The sequence below is a fragment of the Amycolatopsis japonica genome, assembly GCF_000732925.1.
Taxonomy (GTDB): domain Bacteria; phylum Actinomycetota; class Actinomycetes; order Mycobacteriales; family Pseudonocardiaceae; genus Amycolatopsis; species Amycolatopsis japonica.
On the sequence record NZ_CP008953.1, the window covers coordinates 4,543,149 to 4,562,127 of the forward strand.

The 18,979-nt window shown below is 71.7% G+C and carries 11 protein-coding genes; 6 read left to right on the forward strand and 5 right to left on the reverse strand.

Going from position 1 to position 18,979, the window contains the following annotated elements:
• Positions 1 to 4 precede the first annotated feature (4 nt).
• The 6 genes from AJAP_RS21095 to AJAP_RS21120 all read left to right on the forward strand — a co-directional run bounded on the left by AJAP_RS21095 (position 5) and on the right by AJAP_RS21120 (position 4,736).
• Entirely contained in the window at positions 5 to 1,108 is a 1,104-nt protein-coding gene (locus AJAP_RS21095) for a sensor histidine kinase (protein ID WP_038514429.1), read from the forward strand.
• Complete coding sequence (locus AJAP_RS21100; RefSeq protein WP_038514431.1) at positions 1,101 to 2,171, forward strand: hypothetical protein; 1,071 nt, start codon at positions 1,101 to 1,103, stop codon at positions 2,169 to 2,171. Before AJAP_RS21095 ends, AJAP_RS21100 begins: the two co-directional genes overlap by 8 nt.
• A complete protein-coding gene (locus AJAP_RS21105) occupies positions 2,150 to 2,806 on the forward strand; it encodes a response regulator transcription factor (RefSeq protein ID WP_037336921.1) in 657 nt (218 codons plus the stop codon). Before AJAP_RS21100 ends, AJAP_RS21105 begins: the two co-directional genes overlap by 22 nt.
• A gap of 82 nt (positions 2,807 to 2,888) precedes the next feature.
• The gene (locus tag AJAP_RS21110; protein WP_038514434.1) at positions 2,889 to 3,428 is read left to right on the forward strand and encodes a hypothetical protein; all 540 of its coding nucleotides are present in this window, start codon (positions 2,889 to 2,891) and stop codon (positions 3,426 to 3,428) included.
• A 143-nt stretch (positions 3,429 to 3,571) separates the two neighbouring features.
• A complete protein-coding gene (locus tag AJAP_RS21115; protein ID WP_038514437.1) occupies positions 3,572 to 4,195 on the forward strand; it encodes a hypothetical protein in 624 nt (207 codons plus the stop codon).
• A gap of 109 nt (positions 4,196 to 4,304) precedes the next feature.
• Entirely contained in the window at positions 4,305 to 4,736 is a 432-nt protein-coding gene (locus AJAP_RS21120) for an SRPBCC family protein (protein ID WP_038523539.1), read from the forward strand.
• Between the two features lie 134 nt (positions 4,737 to 4,870).
• On the opposite strand, the gene AJAP_RS21125 is transcribed toward AJAP_RS21120, so the two are convergent.
• Genes AJAP_RS21125 through AJAP_RS21145 form a run of 5 tightly spaced genes read right to left on the reverse strand, consistent with a single transcriptional unit; the run spans position 4,871 to position 18,950 of the window.
• Complete coding sequence (locus AJAP_RS21125; protein ID WP_038514440.1) at positions 4,871 to 5,908, reverse strand: 3-deoxy-7-phosphoheptulonate synthase; 1,038 nt, start codon at positions 5,906 to 5,908, stop codon at positions 4,871 to 4,873.
• Positions 5,895 to 7,301 carry a DHA2 family efflux MFS transporter permease subunit gene (locus AJAP_RS21130; RefSeq protein WP_038514442.1) on the reverse strand — a complete coding sequence of 469 codons (1,407 nt, stop codon included), beginning with the start codon at positions 7,299 to 7,301 and terminating at the stop codon, positions 5,895 to 5,897. The genes AJAP_RS21125 and AJAP_RS21130 overlap by 14 nt, the downstream gene beginning before the upstream one ends.
• Entirely contained in the window at positions 7,298 to 17,203 is a 9,906-nt protein-coding gene (locus AJAP_RS21135) for a non-ribosomal peptide synthetase (protein ID WP_038514445.1), read from the reverse strand. The genes AJAP_RS21130 and AJAP_RS21135 overlap by 4 nt, the downstream gene beginning before the upstream one ends.
• Complete coding sequence (locus AJAP_RS21140) at positions 17,197 to 17,973, reverse strand: ABC transporter ATP-binding protein (RefSeq protein ID WP_038514447.1); 777 nt, start codon at positions 17,971 to 17,973, stop codon at positions 17,197 to 17,199. The genes AJAP_RS21135 and AJAP_RS21140 overlap by 7 nt, the downstream gene beginning before the upstream one ends.
• On the reverse strand, positions 17,970 to 18,950 hold the full coding sequence (locus AJAP_RS21145; RefSeq protein WP_038523542.1) for a FecCD family ABC transporter permease: 981 nt from the start codon (positions 18,948 to 18,950) through the stop codon (positions 17,970 to 17,972). The genes AJAP_RS21140 and AJAP_RS21145 overlap by 4 nt, the downstream gene beginning before the upstream one ends.
• Positions 18,951 to 18,979: the final 29 nt, after the last annotated feature.

An 18,979-nucleotide genomic window follows, 5' to 3' on the forward strand; every position in this document is an offset into this window, starting at 1 on the left:
TGCCGTGCCGTCCGATCGTGAGACCTCCGTCGAAGCGGAGTTCTCACGGGTGGTCGGCCGGTTCGCCGGTCCGGCCAGGGGCGCCGGACTGCTCGTGATCAGCGTTTTCGGCGTGCTCGCCACGCCGTCGGGCGCGCTCCCACTGGCCTTCGGTCTGCTCGCGCTGGCCTTGGTCACCGCCGTGGCCGAGTACGTCGTGGGGAAGACGGGCCGGGGCAGGCCGCTGGCGTTCGCGCTGACCTTGGTACGCGCCGGTGCGATCTGCGGTACCCAGTTCCTGACCGCGCCCGAAGCGGGCGAGCTGAACCAGTGGGCGCTGAACGTGCTCACCCTCACCGCCATCACCCTCCAATGGGAATGGCCGCCGAAGATCACCGTGCCCGCCATCGCCTGCCTGCTGGCGATCGAAGTGGTGCCGCTCGGCTTCGAGGACGGCTTCTCGGTGGTCCTGCGAGTGCTCATCGAAGCCACCCTCGCCCGCGGCGCCTTCCTCCTGCTGTCGCGGACCACGCGCCGGATCGACCACCTCCGCGAGCGCCAAGCCCGGCTGACGCGTGAGGAATCCCTTGCCGTGGAACGACGATTGCAGGAACGGGAGTATCTGGCCGTGCTGCACGACACGGCCGCGGCCACTTTTCTCACCGTCGCCCAGCGCGGGGAAACGACCGATCCGGCCGAGGTCGCCGGCTACGCCCGCCGCGATCTCGCGATCCTCACCGGCGAATCCGGTCCCGGCAGTGTGGTCGACCTCGAAACGTCGTTGCGCGGCGTGCTCGCGCAAAGCCCGGTGAAGGTCGACACGCACTGGTCGCCGGTCGCGCCGATCCCGGCGTCGGCGGCGCTCGCGCTGGTCCGCGCCGTACGCGAGGCGCTGGTGAACGTCGACCGGCACGCGGGTGTCCGCGAGGCCAGGCTGACGGTCGAAGACGGCGTCCGCGTGACCGTCCGGGACGAAGGCCGCGGTTTCGATCCGGCGAAGACCCCGGCGCAGCGGCGAGGTGTCCGGGAATCGCTCGTCGAACGCATGGCCGCGGCGGGCGGCCGGGCCGAAGTGACCTCCGCGCCCGGCGCGGGGACCACGGTGGAACTGGTGTGGCCGCATGAATGAGACCGCGGACCGCGTCCTCGGCGGCTGCCGGATCGCGGTCCTGCTCGCGACGGCGGCGATCCAGGTCGGGCTGAGCCTGGCCCGGCTGACCGACACCCCCGGCCGGATCGCCTACGCGGCGCTCGCCGGCGTGCTCGTCGTGGCGGCGTGGTGGGTGCTGCGCTGGAAGCCGGTCCCCTGGCCGGTCGCGTTCACGGGGGCGGTGGTGGTGCTCGCCGCGGCGACGGTCGCGGTCTGGACGCTGCCCCCGGAGCGGCTTTTCGGCGACGAGAACTGGGCGTCCGGTCTCGCCGGCTGGCATCTGCTGGTGCTGCTGATGGATCGCCCCGCGATCGCGATGGCCGCGCTCGTCCTCCAGATGACGCTCGCCGTCGTCCGGCAGTTCGGCGTGGAGCTCACGGATCGCGGCGAGATCGGCAGCGTGGTGATCGTCGCGCTCAGCGTGCTCACCTTCCAGGCCGCGACGCTGGCGCTGATCAGGGTGGTCAACCGGCGGGCGGGTGAGGCCGCGGAGGCCTCCGCCGAACGGGACCGCCAGGCCCACCGCAAGGCGCTCGCCGAGGAACGGGAGGCCGACCAGCGGAACCGGTTCGCCGGGCAGCTCGGGGCCACCTTGCCGCTGCTGGCCGGGCTGGCCGACCGCACCCTCGATCCGCGTGACGACGAGGTCCGGCGGCGGTGCGCGCTCGCGGCCACGCAATTGCGGCGGCTGTTCGCCGAGAACGACGACGTCCCCGACCCGCTGCTGCACGAGGTCTCGGCCTGCGTCGATCTCGCCGAGCGGCGGGGACTGACGGTGACGCTGGCGGTCAGCGGCGAACCGGCCCCGGTCCCGACCGCCGTCCGCCGCGAACTGACCGGTCCGCTGATGACCGCGCTGGTCACCGCCCGGTCGCACGCCAGGGTCAGCGTCCTGCGCACCGACGACGAGATCCGTGTCGCGGTGATCACGGACGGTGAAACGGGCGTGACGGCGAACGGATCGGGCGCCGTCGACGTCGAATGGCACGCACTGGGAGAACGATCGTGGATGGAGGCGAAATGGCGTTCGCGACCGAACTGACCGCGGTGGTCGTCGACGATCATCCGGCCGTACGGGCCGGGGTCGTGCACTGGCTGTCCTGCGGCACCCCACCGGTGACCGTCGTGGCCGAAGGCGAGGACGTGCGGGCCGCGTGGATCGGCGAGGGCGCACAGGCCGACGTCGTCATCCTCGACCTGCACCTCAACAGCACCACCCCGGTGATGGGCGATCTGCGGCGGCTCACCGAGGCGGGCCGTCGCGTCGTCGTCTACTCGATGCGGGCCGACGACGAGACCGTGCTGCAGTGCCTCGAACTCGGCGCGCTCAGCTATCTCACCAAGGCCGAGGGCGCGGAACATCTCCTCGAAGCCGTGCGCACCGCGGCGGCCGACCGGTCGTACACGCCGCCGTCGATGGCGGGCGCGATGGCCGGGGACCGCTCCGAACGGCGCCCCGCCCTCTCGGCGCGCGAGACCGAGGTGCTCATCGAGTGGTTCCAGTCCGAGTCGAAGGACTTCGTGGCGCACCGGCTGGGGATCTCGCCGAACACGGTCAACTCGCATCTCGAGCGGATCCGGGTCAAGTACGCCCAGATGGGCAGGGAGGCCCCGACGAAGGCCGCGCTCGTCGCGCGGGCGATCCAAGACGGGCTGATCGGCGTAAGCGATTTGTGACCGGTTGTGGTGCGAACGGACCACCCCCGCCTCCTCCTTTACCGACTACGTTGCGTGACGAGCCACGAGTCCGAGGAGATCCATGAAGTCCGCCCTGATCGCCACCTGCTGCGCCGCCGCGCTCCTGCTTTCCGCCTGCGGCGGAGAAGAGAAGGGTGACAAGACCGTCAGGGCCGACGGCACCCTGGCGCCCGGCAGCACGTTGAAGGTCGGCGAACGCGCCGTCGTCCCGTTCAAGGACGCGGACAAGTCCGGCACGATCGCGATCACCGTGAAGTCGGTCGACCTCGGCCCGAAGGAAGACCTCGCCGAGTTCAAGAACAAGGGCGAAGGCATGCTCCCGGTCTACGTCCGGATGGTGATCGAGAACGTCGGCGGCACGGACCTCACCGACACCTCGGTGTCGGTACGCGCGGTGGACCCGAACGGCAAGAGCACCAAGGTGATCCTCGCCAACAGCACCGCGGCCTGCAAAGGCGAGTCGGCGCCGGAGAACTTCACCACCGCGGGCGCGACCTACGAAACCTGCAAGACCGAAGGCGTCAAGGACGGCGGCGAGGTCGGCGGCGTGATCTTCCGGGAAGGCGATTACCAGGACGACCCGATCACCTGGAAGAAGTGACCGCGTCCCCCATTGAGCCGAATAGCGTAATCGATTCGTTACCTGCTCTGGTGCGAATGGACCACACCGATGTACTCCGTCATCAACTACGGTGCGTGGCGAGAACGCCGGAGCAGGGTTCGGCGGGGAGTCCGAGGAGATCCATGAAGTTCGACCGTATCGCTCTGTCCGCCACCGGCTGCGCCGCCGCGCTGCTGCTTTCCGCCTGTGGCGGTGAGGAGAAGGGCGCTAGCCCGGCCCCCGCCCCGTCGCCCGCGCCGACGTCGGCCCCCGCGTCCTCGCCCGCGACCAGCGGCACCGTCCCGGTCTCGAACGCGGACGCCACCGCGCCCGGCACGGCGCTCAAGGTCGGCGAACGCGCCGTCGTCCCGTTCAAGTACGGCAAGGACAAGAGCGGCACGATCGCGATCACCGTCAAGGCGATCGAACTCGGCCCGAAGGAAGACCTCGCCTCCTACGGCGAGAAGGCCAAGGGCATGACGCCGGTCTACATCCGGATGACGGTGGAGAACGTCGGCGGCACGGATCTCACCTACAGCACGGTGCGGATGCGCGCGGTCGGTCCGGACAACAAGAGCACCGGCGTGATCATCACCGGTGAGACCACCGCTTGCCAGTCCGAGTCGGCGAAGAAGGACTTCAAGACCGCCGGCGCGACCTACGAGACCTGTGAGCTCCAGGCCATCAGGGACGGCGGCGAGGTCGGCGGCGCGGAATTCAACGATGGCGACGGGTACAAGGACGACCCGATCATCTGGAAGAAGTAGCCCGCAACGCGCGTGAAGGCCTCCTTCCCTCTGCTGAGCCGAGGGAAGGAGGCCTTCACGCGCTTCACTGAGGCTGCGAGAGCCGGTCCTCCTGCGTAGCGTTGTCGTGATGGTCCACGTGCACCGGACGATCACCGTCCGAACCCCCGCCCAGACCGTCGTCGGCTATCTGCGGGACTTCGCGCACGCCGAGTCGTGGGACCCCGGCACCGTGTCCTGCACCCGCGCCGACACCGGCCCGATCGCCGTCGGCTCGCGGTGGCACAACGTGTCCGAGTTCCGCGGCAAGAAGACCGAGCTGACCTATCGGCTCGACCGGCTGGAGCCGGACCGGATCGTGTTCGTCGGCAGCAACAAGACCGCGACGTCCACCGACGACCTGACGATCTCCGAAGCGGACGGCACGACGACCGTCAGCTACCACGCCACCATCGAGTTCCACGGCCTGGCGAAACTCGCGGACCCCTTCCTCAAACGGCAGTTCGAGAAGATGGGCGACGACCTGGTTCCGGCGATGAAGGCGACCCTCGAAGCGCTTTGACCCGTCCCCCTTGCCGGAACTCTCGTGATTGAAGCCGTAACTCGCGTGTTTGGAGCCGGACCGCCTTCAATCACGCGAGTTCCGCCTTCAATCACGCGTGATCGCCGTCTAAGCACGCGTGATCGCCGGAACGGCTAGGCGCGGGGTGACCCGACGGGGCCGCTCAGGCGCCGCACCGCGTTCGCGCAGGCGAGGGACTCCAGGAGCGGGACCGTGCGTTCCCAGCCCAGGCAGGCGTCCGTGATGCTCAGATCGGGCCGGGGGCGTGCGGAGCCGACGTCTTGCCTGCCATCGGACAGATACGACTCGATCATCACGCCGGCCAGGGCGTCGTTGCCCGCCGAGATCTGGTCCGCCAGGTCGGCGACGACGACGGGCTGCCGGTTGTGGTCCTTGCCGCTGTTGCCGTGCGAGGCGTCGACGACGAGCCGGTGCGGCAGCCCGGCGGCGGTCAGCGCGTCGAGGGCGTCCGCGACCGCGTGCGCGTGGTGATTGGGTTTCGGGCCGCCGCGCAGGACGAGGTGCGCGTCGGGGTTTCCGGCGCTGCGCTGGATCCGCGGGCGGCCGTCGGCGGCGGCGCCCGGGAAGACGTGCGGCAGCGCGGCCGACCGGACCGCGGCCACGGCGGTGTCCAGCCGCCCGGACACGCAGTTCTTCATGCCCACCGGCATCGGCAGCCACGACGCCAGCTGCCGGTGCGGCTGGCTGGCGACGGTCCGCGCGCCGATCGCGCCCCAGCTGACGGTGTCCGCGAAGTACGGCGCCAGGAACGGATCGACGAACTCGTACGCCAGCGGCAGCCCGGTCGCGGCGGCGTCGTCCAGGAACCGCCGTCCGATCCGGACGCCGGACGCGAGATCGCCCTTGCCGTCGAGGGTGGGGTCGGGCACGAGGCCGGTCCAGCCCGCGATCGTCCGCGGTTTCTCCAGGTAGGCACGCAGGACCACGACGAGGTCGTCGGCGAACCGGCGCGACGCCTCCGCGAGCCGGTGCGCGTAGTCGAGCGCGCCGTCGGTGTCGTGCACCGAACACGGGCCCACGACGACGAGTAGCCGCGAATCGCGCCGCGCGAGGACGTCGGCGACGGTCTCGCGGTGCCGGATGATCTCCTCCGGCACGAAGCCGCTCGTGGCCACCTCGGCCGGGCTGGGCAGCTGGTCAAGCATCCGCATGACCTTTCTCCTTGTCGGGGGCGGCTTCCCCGGCCCGGGGCAGCCGCGTCGCACCGGCCACCGCCACGACGGCGAGGCCGAGAACACACCAGAACGCGTCGGCGAAGGCGGCGGCGACATCCGGGCCGCGCGCGGCGAGCCGGGCCTGGAGCACCACGGCCAGCACCGCGGTGCCGATCGAACCGCCGAGCGTGTTGAGCAGATTCAGCGCCCCGGCCGCGCGGGGCAGCCGGGCGGGTTCGACCCGGCGGTAGACGATCGTCATCACCGGCGCGCCGATCAGTGCCGCGCCGAAACCACGCAGCAGCAAGGAAACCACGATCACCCAGTCCGGGAGACCCAGGCCGAGCTGGGTGAACGGGGCGGTGCCGAGGGCGACCAGCCCGATCCCGCCGAGCACCAAGGTGCGCGGCGCGATCCGGTCGACGAGCCGGTTCACCAGTATCGAACCGGCCGCCGCGCCGATGCCCTGGGGCACCAGCAGCAGCCCGGTGTCCCAAGTGGACAGTCCAGGACCGCGCTGCAGATAGAGCGGGAGCAGGAACATCGTGCCGAACACCGACGCGCCGAGCAGCACCAGCGCCAACGCGGCCACTCCGAACGGCGGCTTGGTGAACAAGCGCGGATCCAGCAGAGGCGCTTCGGCCCGCAGACCGTGCCTCACGAACGCCGCCAGCATCACGACGCCGAGCACGACGGCGATCCCGGCGACCAGCGGTGTCCCCTGGTCGAACCAGGTGAGCCCGAAGACCAGGACGGCCAGCCCCGGCGAGAGCAGCAGCGCACCCCGGAAGTCGAAACGCTCGCCCTTGCCCCCGGCTTCGCTCTCGGGAACCCAGCGCCGGGCCAGGAAAACCGCGACCACACCGATCGGGAGGTTGACGTAGAACAGCCACGGCCAGTCGGCGACCGCGAGGATCGTGCCGCTCGCCAGCGGGCCGAGCACCGGCGACAAGAGCGGCACGAGCCCGACGACGGCGATCACGCGGCCGATGCGGTCCCGTCCGGCGGCCCGCGCCAGCAGCGCCTGGCCGGTCGGCGGGAGCAGACCACCCGCGAGTCCTTGCAGGACACGGAACGCGATGAGCGCGGGCAGTGTCGTCGCCAGCGCGCACAGCAGCGACGCCAGCAGGAACACGACGACGGCGGTGAGCCAGACGCGACGGCCGCCGAACCGGTCGGCGAGCCAGCCGGACGCCGGCACGGCGGTGACCACGGCCAGCAGATACGCCGTCGTCACCCATTGGACACCCGTGACCGGCGCACCGAACTCGTCGGCGAGGGTGTCGACGCCCACCGAGACGATCGTACTGTCCAAAGTGGCCATGAAGGTGCCGAGCACCAGCACGGCCGCCGTGCGCCACAGCGCGGCGTCGATCGGGCGCGCGGTCACCGCTCCCCCACGAACCCGGCGGCGTCGCCGTCGAGCCAGGACGGCAGCTTCCGGAGATACCCGACCAGGTCGTCGGCGAGCGACCGGGCGTCGGCCTCCCTCGCGTACAGAACACCCTCCCAGCCTTGCTCGCCGGGAACGACCGTGACGCTCATCGGGTGATGCGTGCGTTCGCGGAACCTCGTCCCGGTGACGGTCAGGCCGGGCGCGGGTTCGCGTAGCTTGGCCGGGTCGACCGGGTAGTTCTCGAAGACGAGCAGGCTGTCGAACAGCCGCTCGCGCCCGGCCAGTGACGCGAGTTCCGCCAGTCCCATCCGGTGGTGCGCGGCCATCGCCTGCTGCCGTGCCTGCAGATCGGCGAGTGCCTCGGCGACGGTTCCGGTGAACCGGGCCCGGACCGGGACACTGTTCGCCAGCAGGCCGATGATGTCTTCGACACCGTCCACATCGGACGCCCGGTTCGAGGTCATCACCCCGAAACTGACGTCGGGACGTCCGGCATGGGTCGCGAGCACGGCCGCCCACGCACCCTGCAGCAGGGTGTTGACGGTGAGCCCCCGTGCCGCACCCAGCTTGGTCAGTTCCGCGACCAGCCGACCGTCCACAGTGAACAGGGCAGGATCGGCGGAACCACCGGAACGCGGCAGGTGGACGCCTTCCGGCAGGCCGTCGAGCTCCTTACGCCAGGCCCGGACGTCGGCCGAGTGATCGGCCGCGGCGAGCAGGCGCGTGTACCGCGTCGGTGGCACCGGATCCGGCAACGGCTTCCCCGCGTACAACGCGAACAGTTCGCCGAGGATGCGCGGCGCGGACCAGCCGTCGGACAGCAAATGGTGGCTGGTCAGCACGAGCGTCTGAGCGCCGTGCCTCAGGACGGTGACCCGCCACAGCGGACCGTGCGCCAGGTCGAACGGTTCCGCGAGCTCCTCCTCCAACGCAGCGTCCACTTCGGACACTTCACGCACACGGAAACCGACCCGCGGCTCGGCGGGGATCACCTGGACCTCGTGCGACGGCGGGAACACCGCGCCCAGGTTCGGCTGCCGTCGCACCAGCGCGTCCGCCGCCGACCGCAGCGCCTCGACGTCCAGTTCGCCGGACAGTGTGAACGCCGCCTGCACTCGATACGGATCTTCGTCCGCCGCCCGGGATTCGCGCAGGATCACCTCCTGCAACGGAGTCAGCGGCAGGATCTCGCCGGGCCCCGGCACGTCGGCGGCGAGAGCGTCCAGCTCACGCCGGAAGTGCTCGCCCAGCACGACGATCTCGTCTTCGGTGAACAGCGCGGACGGCCAGGTGAAGCGGACGCCGAGCGTGCCGCCGTCGGGGACCATCGCGTTCACCGTCAGCGCGTACGGCACCGGCATCTCCGCGCCGCCACCCGAACCGAGCGGATCCGCGTCCGGCGGGCGCTGCCACAAGGTCTCCTCGCTCGGCGGCGCGGGGAAGCGGCCGAGGTAGTTCCAGGCCACCTCGGGACGCGGGCCGTCGACCTCGAGAATCCCGTGCCCGAGCCCGTCCCCCGCCGCGCGCAGGTGATCACGCACCGCGCGCAGCGCGTCCGGCACCGGTCCGGACGGCGGTGCGATCCGCGCCGGATGCACGGCGGTGAACCAGCCGGCGGTCTGCGCCAGGTCGACCGTGCCCGCGAAATCCGGGGTGTGTCCCGGACGTCCGTGGCTTTCGACGGCGACGAGCAGATCGGCGCCGGTCCCCCGCCAGGCTGCGACGGCGCGGGCGAGCGCCGTCAGCAGCACAGTGTCCGGTCCGGTGCGATAGGCCGTCGGCAGCGCGGTGAGTACGGCGTGGGTCGTCACCTCGCCGACGTCGATCCGGTGATGCCGCGCGGTCGCCACGGTATCCCGCATCGGATCGAGTCTGGTCCGGCCGAGCGTGCTCACCGGCGCGGCGGCGACCCCCTGCCAATGCCGCATTTCGTCCTCTCGATGCGGCGCGGCCGCTCGCAGCGACCGCGCCCAGCCCAGGAACGACTGGCCGCGCCGGTGCAGGGTGTTGCCGTGGAAGGCCTGTTCGACGTCGTCGAGCAGGACGCGCCAGGTCACCGCGTCGGCGACCAGGTGGTGCGCCACCAGCAGCAACCGTCCGGGCCGGTCCCCTGCGTCCGCCAGCACCGCCCGCACCAGTGGTCCGGTGCGCGGGTCCATCCGTGCGACGATCTGCTCGACCTCCGCGTCCAGCGCCGCGCGAGGATCGCCGGAGACGCGGACGGTGGTGAGCACGTCGGCACCGGTCACGGCCCCGACGTCCGGGACGCGCAGCGCGTCCTCGACCAGATGTGCGCGCAGGACGTCGTGGCGGGCGAGAACGGCGTCGAGCACCGCGGTCCAGCGAGGGACGTCGTCCGCCGAAGGCACGCAGATCTCGACCCACTGGCAGAACCCGTCGGCCGCCTTTCCCGCGCGCCGCAGCAGATCCCGCATGATCGACGTGAGCGGGGCGTCACCGACCGCGGGGGCTTCCTCGGCCCGTTCGGGTTCTCCGCAGCGTGCGGCGATCTCGGCGACCGTGCCGCCTTCGAGGACGTCGCGCGCGGTCAGGTGCAGCCCTTCACGGCGGGCGCGGGAGACCACCCGCAGCGAGGCGATACTGTCGCCGCCCGCGTCGAGGAATCCGTCGTCGAGGCCGACGTCGGAGCCGAGCAGCTCGCGGACCACCCGCAGCAGCACGGCTTCCGCCGGGGTCGCGGGTTCCCGGCCGCCGTCGGAGCGGGCTTCCGGCGCGGGCAGCGCGGCCCGGTCCAGTTTGCCGCTCGGGCCGAGCGGGAGCCGGTCCAGCGGTACGAACGCGGTCGGCACCATGTACGCGGGCAGTTCGGCGGCGAGGTATTCGCGCAGTGCGGCGGGATCGGGTTCGGCGCCGTCCACGGGGACGACGTAGGCGACCAGCCGGTCCTCGCGGACGATCACCGCGGCCGCCCGCACGTCGTCGTGCGCGGTCAGCGCGGTCTCGATCTCGCCGAGTTCGATCCGGAACCCGCGCAGTTTGACCTGGTGGTCGGCGCGGCCGAGGAACACGATCTGCCCGTCCGGGCGCCAGCGGACCAGATCGCCCGTGCGGTACATCCGCTCCCCCGGCGGCCCGAACGGATCGGCGACGAACCGTTCCGCGGTCAGCGCCGCCCGGCCGACGTAGCCCTGCGCGAGCTTCGGCCCCGCCAGGTACAACTCGCCGGTGACGTTCGTGCCGACCGGGAGCAGACCACCGTCCAGCACGTACGCGCGGACCTCCGGGTCCGGACGGCCGATCGGCAACGGGCCGGGGTCGGCCGGGTCGTAGTGCCAGGTGACCGAGTTGATGGTGACCTCGGTCGGCCCGTAGGCGTTGAACAGCGCCCGCCGGTTTCCCCAGCGCCGCGCCAGTTCCGGGTCGAGCCGCTCGGCGCCGACGACGAAGAACACGTCCGGGTCGACGGTCGCGTCGTCGGGCATCGCCGACAGGAACGACGGCAACAGGTTGAGCCCGGTGACGCGATGTTCGGCGGCGTACGCAAGGAGGTCGTCGCCGGAGACCCGCACCTCCTCCGGCGCGACCACCGACGTGCCGCCGGACAGCAACGGCAGCATGAACTGCCAGAACGCGACGTCGAAACTCGTCGAGGCGAAATGCAGGTACCGCTCGGCGGTCCCGATCCCGACGATGTCCTCCTGCAACGCGATCAGGCTCGGCACACCGCGATGCGGCACCGCCACACCCTTGGGTTTGCCGGTGGTGCCCGAGGTGTAAATGACGTAGGCGATCGCGTCCGCACTCGAGGGCACGGCCGGATCCGAGTCCTCAGTGGACAGTTCGGCCGGGTCGATCACCGGAAGACCTTCGACGTCCGAAGTGGACACGACGGCGGCGGGCCGGATGTCGCCCAGCATGTAGGCCAGCCGGTCGGCTGGGTAGTCCGGGTCCATCGGCACGTGCACCGCACCGGCCTTGATCACGCCGAACAGCGCGACCACGAGATCGACGTCGCGGCGCAACAGGACCGCGACCGGGTCCTGCGGTTTCACCCCGGCGTCGATCAGGGTGTTCGCGAGCCGGTTGGCGCGGCGGTCCAGTTCGGCGTAGGTCAGGCTCCGGTCGCGGCACACGACGGCTTCGGCGTCCGGCGTCTCCCGGACCCAGCGGCCGAACTCCTCCAGCATGCCGCCGCGTTCACGCTTCGGTTCCGGTCCCTCACCGAGACGCAGCATCGCGCGTTCTTCCTCGGCGTCGAGCGCCCGCAGCCGGGAGACCGGCCGCGCCGGGTCGGCGACGATCTCGTGCAGCACCGCCCGCAGCCAGCGGCCGTAGGACTCGGCCTCCGCGCGGGTGAACGCCTGCGGCTGGTACCCGAGGCCGATCGTGAACTCGTCGCCGGGCAGCACGATCACCGTGAGCGGGTAATGCGTCGCGTCGGTGATGTCGACGCCGACGAGGTCGAGCCCGGGTGCCAGCGTGGTGCGGGCGCGGCTGGAGAGCGGGAAGTTCTCCATCACCAGCATCGTGTCGAACAGGTCACCGACGCCCGCCGCACGCTGGATGTCCGGCAGCCCGGCGTGATGGTGATCGGTGAGCCGGACGCTTTCGGTGTGCACGCGTTCCAGCACGGTGGCCGCGGTGTCGGCGGCGTCGAACCGCACGCGCACCGGGATCGTGCTGCCCAGCTGACCGATCATGCGCTCGACGCCCGGGACGTCGGCCGGGCGGCCGGAGACCGGGCAGCCGAAGACCACGTCGCGGCGGCCGGTCAGCCTGGCGAGCAGCACTCCCCAGGCGGTCTGGAACACCGTCGTCGGGGTGATGCCGCGTTCGCGGGCGAAGGCGCGCAGCCGCTCGCTGAACTCGCCGCCCAGTTCCACGGTGACGCGTTCCGGACGCTCCACAGTGGACTCGACGCTCGCCGGGGCGAGCCGCGTTCCTTCGTCCAATCCGGACAGTGCCTCGCGCCACGCTTCCACCGCGGCGTCCGGGTCGCGTTCGCCGAGCACCCGGTGGTACTCCGATAGCGGGGGCGCGACCGGGGCCGCCGGGCCGCCGCCGAGTTCGGCGTAGGTGGCCAGCAGGGTGCGGCCGACCAGCGGCATCGACCAGCCGTCGAGCAGCGCGTGGTGATTCGTGAGCACCAGGCGGTGCTCGTCCGGGCCGAGCGTCAGCAGCAGGAACCGGATCAGCGGCGGGGTCGCCGGGTCGAAGGGGCGGGCGAGTTCGGTGCAGCATTCGGCGTCGACCTGGTCCGGCGAGGCGTGCGCGAACCGCCAGTCCAGTGTGACGTCGGCGGGTACCACCTGGACGACCTCGCCCGCGTCGGTGGTGTGCAGGTGGACACGCAGCGCTGGATGCCGCCGCAGCACCTCTGCCGCGGCCTCGCGCATGCGGTCCGCGTCGAGCGCACCGCTGAGCAGGGTGACGGCCTGGACCACGTAGACGTCGGTGTCCTCGGTGCCCCGCGCCAGGGTGTGGAACGAAAGCCCGGTCTGCAGCGGGGTCGCGGGCAGGACGTCCTCGATGCGGCCCAGGCGTTCGAGCGCGTCGATGTCGGCCTGGCCGAGGCCGACCAGCGGGAGATCCGACGGGGTGAGCCCACCGCCGTCCGGACCGATCCGAGCGGCGTGCGCGGCCATCGCTTCCAGCGCGAGTGACCACGCTTCTTGAAGCGCGGCAACGCTTTCCTGGGACAGGACGGCACCGGCCGCGGTCCATTCGACGGCGAGTCGCGGACGGCCGTCCTCGCGGACGAAGCAGTTCAGCGCCAGCACCTGTTCCAGCGACTTGGCGTCCGGTTCGGTGACCGCGAACGGGTCCTCCTCCGGCAGGTGCCAGCCGGTACCGGGCAGGGCCGCGAACCGGCCGAGGTAGTTCAGGACGACGTCCGGCGGCGGGACGGCGGCGAGTTCGTCCCGGGTGAGCGGGTCGAGGTACCGCAGGACCCCGAAGCCGACACCGTTGTCGGGAACCGCGCGTTTGGCCTCTTTGGCGGCCCGCAGCAGCTCTCCGGCCGCCGCCACGCCGGTGGGAACGCGCACGGGATACTCGGCGGTGAACCAGCCGACGGTGCGCGAAAGGTCCAGGCCGTCATGGTCGCGGCCGTGCCCTTCAAGCGACACCGTCTCGGCCTCGACCGGGGCAGCGCGCCAAGACCGCAGAGCCAGCACGAGCGCGGCGAGCAGGACGTCGTCCGGTCCGGCGCGATAAGCCACGGGCAGCGCGGTGAGCACCGCTTCGGTCTGCTCCGGGGTGGCGAGGGTGACCGATCGCCGCGCGGTCGCGACCGTGTCGACACCGCGGTCGAGCGGACGGTGGCCGAGGCGCGGACCGTCGAGCGCGCCACGCCAATGGTCGAGTTCGCCCCGCCGGGCACCGGAAGTGCCTTGCTCGGCAAGGAGAAGCGCGTGCCGCCGCCACGACGTCCCGACCGGGTCGAGCGGTTCACCGGCACAGGCCGCACGCAGATCCGGCAGCAAAACCCGCCACGAGACACCGTCGACCGCCAAATGGTGCAGCACGATGACGAGGTGATCCGGCAGCAACGCCACCTTGAGCACCCCGGCCCGGAGGTCCAGGGACTCCGCGAGTCGCGCCGCGACCTCGGCCGGTTCGCCGGTCGTCTCGATGACCACGTCCGACGCCTTCACCGCCCCGCGTTCCCGGACCCGCATTTCGTCCTCTGAATGCAGACGGAGGACGTCGTGGTGGTCCAGCAGCGTTTGCACGCCTTCGGTCAGCAGGGCGGGTGGAAGGTCCTCGTCGAGCCGGACGGCGGTCCACTGGGTGTACCCGGCGATCGTCGTGACGTCTGGATGCGGATCGAGCAGCGCCCGGACGATCGGCGGCGCGGGCACCACGCCGACCGGCTCGTCCGGCGGGCCGGCCGGGGCGCCGATCTCCGCGCTCGCCGCCGCCAGCGCCTCGAAGCTGCGGCGGGCCAGCAGGTCACGCGGACGCAGGTCGAGACCGTGCGCACGCAGCCTGCTGCTGACGCTGATCGCGGTGATGCTGTCGCCGCCCAGCGCGAAGAAGTCGTCGTCGACGGCGACCTCGTCGACACCGATCACTTCGGCGATGGTGGCGCACAGCAGCCGTTCGCGGTCGGTGGCCGCGACGCGTCCGGCCGCCGCGCGCGGGGCGGGCAGCGCCGGACGATCGATCTTCCCGTTGGGGGTCAACGGAAGCGTGTCGAGCACGACGACCGCGGCGGGCACGAGGTGTTCCGGCACCCGCCCGGCGAGCGCCGCGCGGACCTCGTCCGGCACGACCTCGCCGACGACGTAACCGACGAGCCTGGGCCCGCGCACCGCCGCAGCGGCCGCACGCACTCCGGGAACCGCAGCGAGTGCGGCCTCGACCTCACCGAGTTCGACGCGGTGACCCCGCACCTTCACCTGGCCGTCGCGGCGGCCCAGATACTCCAGCCCCCGGCCGGGCACCCAGCGGACGAGGTCCCCGGTGCGGTACATCCGGTCGCCGGGCGCGCCGAACGGATCGGCGACGAATCGTTCGGCGGTCGCGCCGGGACGTCCGAGATAACCACGCGCCAGATGAGGTCCCGCCAGGTACAGCTCTCCCGGCGTTCCGACGGGCGCGGGACGCAACGCGGCGTCGAGCACCCGGACCGCCGTGCCCGGAACCGCGGTGCCGATGGTCGGTTCCCCGTCGTCCAGCCAGGATCCGGCACCGTCCACAGTGGCCTCGGTCGGGCCGTACATGTTGCGGGCGCGGACACCGGACTCGGCGACGCGTCGCCACAGCGCGGGCGGAGTCGCCTCGCCGCCGAGGACGAGCAGCGCGGGCGCGTCGGGGCCGTCGAGCAGTCCGGCGTCGACCAGCGGCGCCGCCATCGAGGGCGTGGTGTCGACGACGTCGATCCGGTCGCGGGCGAACGCGGCCAGCAGTTCGTCGGCGTCCCGCGCGACGTCGGTGCCGTAGACGTGGAGTTCGTGCCCGAACAGCAGCCACATCAGCTGGTCGAGCGCGGAGTCGAAGGCGAACGAGTAGGTGTGTGCGACGCGCAGCCGCCTGCCCGCGGCGCGTTCGGTCTCGGCGACCGTGGTCGCGCGGTGGTGGCGCAGCAGCGTCGCGAGTCCGCCGACCCGGCCGAGGACACCCTTGGGCCGTCCGGTCGAGCCGGAGGTGAAGATGACGTACGCGAGATGTTCCGGGTGGCGCGGAATCCCCAGCGGTGAAGAGTCCAGAGTGGACAGATCGGTTTCGCCGAGCAGGAGGTGAGGCCCTGGCACGATTCCCGGGTCGTGGGCCACCGTGAGCACCGCGCCGGCTTCGGCGGCGAGTTCCCGCAGGCGTTCGACGGGATGCGCCAGGTCCAGCGGGAGGAAGGCGGCTCCGGCGTCGAGCACCGCCAGCAGGGCGACGACGAGATCCGCGGACCGCGGCAGGGCCAGCGCGACGACGTCGTCCGCTCCGACGCCGCGAGCCCGCAGCGCCCGGGCGAGGCGGTGGACCCGCGTGACGAGTTCGCCCGCGGTCAGCCGTTCGTCACCGAAGACCAGTGCGGCGTGTTCGGGATCCAGCCGGTCGAGAAGTTCAGGTACGCCAAGGAGTTCACTCTCGGGCGCGGGCGTCGACCACGCCTCCAGCACCGTGTCCCGCTCCCCCGCCGGGATCAGGTCCGCACCCGCGACCGCCGGGCCGTCCGGCTCGGTCAGCGCGGTGATCAGGCAGCGCAACGCGGTCAGCTTGGCGTCGACGGCGGCCTGGTCGTGTGTCCGCGCGTCGACCTCGAACCCGAGCAGCAGCCCGCCGTCCGCGGTCGGCAGCACCGACAGTCCCATGTCCTCCGGCGGCCCGCCCGCGACGTTGCGCATCGTGCCGTGCGAGCCCGCGAAGTCGAGCTTCAGGTCGAACGCCTTGAGGTTGATGCCGCGGCCGTGCAGCAGCGCCCCGGCGCCGGGCACCGCGAGATCCTGCGGCAGGTCTTCCCCGCGATACCGCTGGTGCGTGCGCATTTCCTTCAGCGCGCCCGCGACCCGCACGGTCAGCTCGGCCGCCGAGTCCCCCGGGAGCACCGTGACCCGCAGCGGCAGCACGTTCACCGCCATCGCCGGGGTCCGCAGCGCCCCGCCCTCGCGGCACATCAACGGCATCGCGAACACGACGTCGGTCCAGCCGAGCACGCGGTGCAGGAACGCGGCGTAGCAGGCGATCAGCGCGTCACCCCACGTCGTCCCGGCACGTTTGCCCAGTTCACGAAGCCGGGCGACATCCGAAGCCGGCAGGACCGACCGGGCGGTGACCGTATGCTCGGGCGGGCCTGACGCGCTGCCCGCGTCGTCGAGATCCGGCAACGGCGTGAACCGCTCCCGCCAGTACTCGCGGTCCTGGACGAACCGTTCGCTCTCGCGGTAGGCGCGATCGGCCTCGACGAGATCGGCGAACCGGGCGAACGTCGAAGCCGGGACGTCCTTGCCCTGCACCGAAGCGGTGTACCGGGCCGCCGTCCGGCGGGCGAGCATCGCCGCGGTGTAGCCGTCGAACACCAGGTGGTGCCCGAGCTGGGTGAACCACACGTGCGAGTCGGACAGCCGCAGCACGAGATGGGCGAACAGCGGCCGGTCCACCATCCCGCGGCACGCTTCGGCGACCCGGCGGCGTTCGGCATCCACTCGCTCGTGCGCGGCGGCGACCGGATCGGCCTCACCGCGCAGATCCACCACGTCCGGCAGCGGCAGCACGTCTTCCGACACGACCTGGCGCGGACCGTCCGGCGTCTCGAAAACCCGCAGCCGCAGGCTGTCCGCCTCCTCGGCGGTCGCCCGGATCGCTTCGGTCAGCGCGACGACGTCGACCGCCTTGTCGCCGACGATTTCGATGACATCGCCGACGACGTAATACGGCGAGTCGGGTTCGAGGCGCTGCGCGGTCCAGATCCCCAGCTGGGCACCGGTCAGATTCAGCATGAAGGCACCACCATCGGGGTTCCGGTCACCGGGTCGGGCACGACGACGCTGGGGAGATCGAAGACCTCCTTCATCAGCTCCGCGTCGACGATGTCGGACGGCGCGCCCTCGGCGACGATCCGGCCGTCCCGCAGGGCGACGAGGTGATCGGCGTACCGGCAGGCCTGGTTGATGTCGTGCAGGACGGCGATCACCGTGCGGCCCTCGTCGCGCAGGCGTGCCAGCAGGCTCAGCAACTGGTATTGGTGCGCGATGTCCAAAAAGGACGTCGGTTCGTCGAGCAACAGGTACGGCGTCTTCTGCGCCAGCACCAGCGCCACCCACACGCGTTGACGCTGCCCGCCCGAGAGCTCCTGCACCGGCCGGTCGGCCAGTCCCGCCACCCCGGCCGCGGTCATCGCGTCGAGCACCGCGCGTTCGTCCTCTTCGGACCAGGTGGCGAACAGCGACTGATGCGGGAACCGGCCACGCGCGATCAGCTGGCGGACGCGGACGTCCTCCGGCGCGACCGGATCCTGCGGCAGGAACCCGAGCTCCCGCGCCAAACCCTTGCCGGGAAAGGAACCCACGTTCTTGCCGTCGAGAAGGACCTCGCCGTCCGACGGGCGCAGCAGCCGGACGAACGCGCGCAGCAGGGTGGACTTGCCGCACGCGTTCGGTCCGACAACGGCGGTGAACGCGCGGTCGGGCACGTCGAGGCTCAGCCGGGTCGACACGACCCGGTCGCCGTAGCGCAGGGTCAGGTCCCGAGCGGTCAAGCGGGCACTCATGTGCGCCGAACCTCCTTGGTGAGCAGCCAGATCAGGTAGCCGCCGCCGATCACGGTGCTGACCACACCGACCGGCAGCGATTCCGGCGCGAGCAACATCTGAGCGGCCAGGTCGGCACTGGTGAGCAGCACGGCGCCGGTGAGGGCGGCGGGCAGCAGGGCGATACCGGGCGTGCGGGCCAGCCGCCGTCCGATCTGCGGTGCGGCCAGCGCGATGAACGCGATCGGGCCCGCCACGGCGGTGACGGTGGCCGTGCAGCCGACCCCGATCAGCACCAGGACCAGCCGCAGCCGGTCCCAGCGGACCCCGGTGGTGACCGCCAGCGCACCACCGAGCGCGGCCTGGTGCAGCGCCGGCGCCCTGGTGAACAGCACGGCGAACAGCACCGCGAGCACCGCGAACGGGATGGCGACGTCGTCCCAGCCGACCCCGTTGAGGGAACCGGCGTTCCAGCCGACGGCCGCGATCGCGATCTCGAGTTCCGCGCGCAGCACGATCCACGAGTTGAACGCGGTCAGCATCGCGTTGATCGCGATCCCGATGACGATCAGCCGCAGCCCGGACAACCCGCCACCGAGCGACAACGCGTAGACGATGGCCGCCGTGATCACGCCGCCGAGCACCGAACCGATGGTCAGCTGCGTCGACGTGCCCGAGAGCACGGTGATCGCGAACAGCGCGCCGGTGTACGCCCCGGCGTCGAGACCGATCACGTCCGGGCTGCCGAGCGGGTTGCGGGTGACGTTCTGGAAGATCGCGCCCGCCAGGCCGAGCGCGGCACCGAACACCAGCCCGGCCAGTACCCGGGGCAACCGCCATTCGCGGATGACCACGCCCGGCCCGCCACCGGATCCGGTGAGCGCGGCGAACACGCGGGCGGGGCTCGCCCACGCGGCGCCGTAGCAGAGGCCGAGCAGCGTCAGGCCGGCGATGACCACCAGCATCGCCACGAGGAAGACGAGGGTGCGGCGTTCCATCCGGGCGGAGAATCGCCCGCGCCGCAGGA

What these genes read in the sequence shown, in the direction of transcription:
- AJAP_RS21105 (WP_037336921.1), top strand. Translation starts at nt 2,150, where the DNA reads ATGGCGTTCGCGACCGAACTGACCGCGGTGGTCGTCGACGATCATCCG.
- AJAP_RS21145 (WP_038523542.1), bottom strand. Translation starts at nt 18,950, where the DNA reads ATGGAACGCCGCACCCTCGTCTTCCTCGTGGCGATGCTGGTGGTCATC.
- AJAP_RS21110 (WP_038514434.1), top strand. Translation starts at nt 2,889, where the DNA reads ATGAAGTCCGCCCTGATCGCCACCTGCTGCGCCGCCGCGCTCCTGCTT.
- AJAP_RS21120 (WP_038523539.1), top strand. Translation starts at nt 4,305, where the DNA reads ATGGTCCACGTGCACCGGACGATCACCGTCCGAACCCCCGCCCAGACC.
- AJAP_RS21115 (WP_038514437.1), top strand. Translation starts at nt 3,572, where the DNA reads ATGAAGTTCGACCGTATCGCTCTGTCCGCCACCGGCTGCGCCGCCGCG.
- AJAP_RS21135 (WP_038514445.1), bottom strand. Translation starts at nt 17,203, where the DNA reads ATGCTGAATCTGACCGGTGCCCAGCTGGGGATCTGGACCGCGCAGCGC.
- AJAP_RS21125 (WP_038514440.1), bottom strand. Translation starts at nt 5,908, where the DNA reads ATGCGGATGCTTGACCAGCTGCCCAGCCCGGCCGAGGTGGCCACGAGC.
- AJAP_RS21100 (WP_038514431.1), top strand. Translation starts at nt 1,101, where the DNA reads ATGAATGAGACCGCGGACCGCGTCCTCGGCGGCTGCCGGATCGCGGTC.
- AJAP_RS21140 (WP_038514447.1), bottom strand. Translation starts at nt 17,973, where the DNA reads ATGAGTGCCCGCTTGACCGCTCGGGACCTGACCCTGCGCTACGGCGAC.